Here is a 1,904-nt window from a genome sequence, read left to right on the forward strand (position 1 = left end):
CAATTAAGGACGTTCGAGCTGGTATGGCGGCTCAACTTCTGCGCCATTCGCGTATTACCGTTGCTTGCATCTAACAGCGTCGTAATTGCAGCGTGGCGTATTCTGTGCGGGCTGATTCTTTTAGGAATTCCCGCAGCGGAGCAAGTTGAGAAAACAAGCTTGTAAATAGCGTACCCGCTCAACCTCAACCCGTATTCACGCTTTGTCAAAGCAATAAATAAAGGCTCTTGGGGCATTGCAGCTCCCCGCACGCTCAGCCAATCAGAAATCGCATCTGCCGTCGCGTTGTGCAAGTCAATTAGCTGCGCTTGAGTTCCCCTACCTTTGCCGTAAATATTCAGAGTTCGGGCCAGCGGGTCAAAGTCGCCTATATTGGCTCCGCCGATCTCCCCCCGGCGCAACGCATTGTCCCACAGCAGCCGGAGAACTGCATAGTCGCGCTTTCCCTGGGGCGTACTCCGGTCAGGAATGGACAACACCGACTGCATCGCCGCCACATTCTCAGAAGCAACTCGGCCAAACCCTGTAGTATCCCGGTAAGGAACCACCTTCTCTCCTTCAACATCTACCAAACTCCACTCGCACTCGCCCACCTTGCGAGCAAAATTCACCAAACTTTTGATCGCCGCCAGCCGCCGATTAATCGTCGCTTCCTTGAGTCCCTTGTCAATTAGTTTGGCTTTATATTTGAGAACCACCGCGACAGCGGCGAAGCGGTTCAGCCGTAGGAACTCGCGCACTAATGCCGGGTGCGGTTCCTGCTCCGTCATTGTCGTAAAGAAATCGTACAAGTCTTTCTCATAAGCACGCCTAGTGTTGACAGAGCGCTTGGCGGATAACAGCTCTGCCACTAGGTCGCGCGTCGAAGCGATTTCTCCAAAGGAATTAGTAGCGTGTTCTAAGTCCATAGTCGGCCCGATAATTTGACTTTCCAGACCAGATTACCTGAATCTGGGGTGCAAAAAGATGGATAATTTACCAGTCCGTTCGGCGAGCGTACTAATGATGAGCGGCGGGCTCCAAAACCTTGCAGGCGCAGCGACGCTCGCTGCAATTGAGTGAACGAGCATAAATTTTGATGGTCAGACAATTAAAGCTGCCTCTTGGGGAAGTTCTGCCGCTAGCGCCGCCCCCTCTCTCTTGGCAACAGCACCTTTTCAACCTTTACAGACAACATGAAGTTGCCCGTTCACCGCTGGTGCGAGATGAGCGTGTGGGTTTCTCGGCCTCTTGGGTCGAAACCGTTATTGCTAAAGCCTTGGAACGGGGGAGTGCGACTGTCTTCGATCCATTTGCCGGTGCGGGTGAAATGCCAATCGAACCCGGAGCTAGCTGGTTCTCCCGGAGTGCGACTGTCTTCGATCCATTTGCCGGTGCGGGGACGACGCTGCTTGCTGCTGAGAAAATGGGGGTTGAATGTTTGGGAGTAGAAGCTCATCCCTTCGTTGCTAGGATTGCTTCAGCCAAGTTGTTATATCGAACTGACCCCGCTCTTTATTTAGAGCATATCAGAAAGGTCAAAATACGTGCCGAAAATTTGCCTGGCTGTGTAGATAATTATCCGGCTCTGATTCGTTCTTGTTTTAGCGATCGCTCCCTTGAAGGCTTAAATCGATTGTGGCAGGCTTGGAAACAATGAGCTGACGATTCTCCTCAATCCGAGTTGGTATGGCTGACAATTATAGCCATTCTCTGCCATGTTTCCTGCGTTGGAACTGCCCCTTGGCAGTACATCTTACCTAACAAAAAATAAAAAATCTGTATTGTAGCCGCCGATGTCAGCTTTTGAGCTAATGGTTCAAACCCAGGTTCAAGACATGAGAATTGCAGGAAAAACAGCAGCTAATACGGGTGCATCTCATTTTTGCAAATATATTCGTAGGGGCGAAGCATTTCGGTAGTAA

At 50.8% G+C, this 1,904-nt stretch carries 2 protein-coding genes; one reads left to right on the forward strand and one right to left on the reverse strand.

Annotated features, from left to right (window positions below):
- A partial coding sequence (locus QT974_RS33900; protein ID WP_333472743.1) for a tyrosine-type recombinase/integrase occupies positions 1-908 on the reverse strand: 908 nt, incomplete at its 3' end.
- Between the two features lie 170 nt (positions 909-1,078).
- On the opposite strand from QT974_RS33900, the gene QT974_RS33905 reads away from it, so the two are divergent.
- Positions 1,079-1,639: a DNA methyltransferase gene (locus QT974_RS33905; RefSeq protein ID WP_333472744.1), complete on the forward strand. Its 561-nt coding sequence runs from the start codon at positions 1,079-1,081 to the stop codon at positions 1,637-1,639.
- Positions 1,640-1,904: the final 265 nt, after the last annotated feature.

Source organism: Microcoleus sp. BM001215392, assembly GCF_036700185.1.
Lineage (GTDB): Bacteria > Cyanobacteriota > Cyanobacteriia > Cyanobacteriales > Microcoleaceae > Microcoleus.